Source organism: Streptomyces sp. BE20, assembly GCF_036322525.1.
In the GTDB taxonomy this organism is placed as follows: domain Bacteria; phylum Actinomycetota; class Actinomycetes; order Streptomycetales; family Streptomycetaceae; genus Kitasatospora.
Genome location: NZ_JAQYWW010000701.1, coordinates 1 through 574, shown reverse-complemented (window position 1 = coordinate 574; position 574 = coordinate 1). Strand labels below are relative to the sequence as shown.

The 574-nt window shown below is 69.9% G+C and carries 1 protein-coding gene and 1 pseudogene; both read left to right on the top strand.

The features are described 5' to 3' along the window. The coding region (locus PUR61_RS15845; protein WP_329879489.1) for a hypothetical protein at window positions 1-285 on the top strand (285 nt) is incomplete at its 5' end. 10 nt (window positions 286-295) lie between these two features. Then, window positions 296-574: pseudogene (locus PUR61_RS15840) on the top strand (hypothetical protein); the annotation flags it as partial.

The following is a 574-nucleotide window of genomic DNA, read 5'->3' as shown; positions in this document are numbered from 1 at the left end:
TACATGGACTTCCACGCGATCTTCCCGTACGACCTCGGCAAGGTGGACCCGGCCGTGAAGGCCACCGTGGACGGCAAGGTCAAGGCCGACCCCAACTGGGCGCCCATCTTCGAACAGCTCGCCCGCAACACCCCCGACCTGGTCCTCCAGGACCGGCACGCCTTCCAGGCCCGCTGGGACGCCCAGAAGGCCAACATCGTGGCCGGCGTCAACGGCCAGGCATCCGTCGACAAGGCGCTGAAGACCGTCGACGACCTGGTCGGCCAGGCCCTCGGCAAGGAGTGACGGAAAGCCGATGACGACCATGACCGACCTTCCCGCGAAGCACCCTCCCGGCGGCACCGCCGCCGGGAGCGGCTCGGACCGCGCCGGGCAGACCTCGAAGTCCCGGCGGCGTTCGACCGGAGCCCTGGCCGGCTGGCTCTCGGTGGCGCCCGCGCTGCTGGTGATCCTGGGCTTCACGTTCTACCCGATGGTCCAGTCGATGCTCCTGAGCACCGACCACTGGAACCTGCTGGGCCCGCGCACCTTCGTCGGCGCGGAGAACTACCGGACCATCCTCGGCGCCGGCACC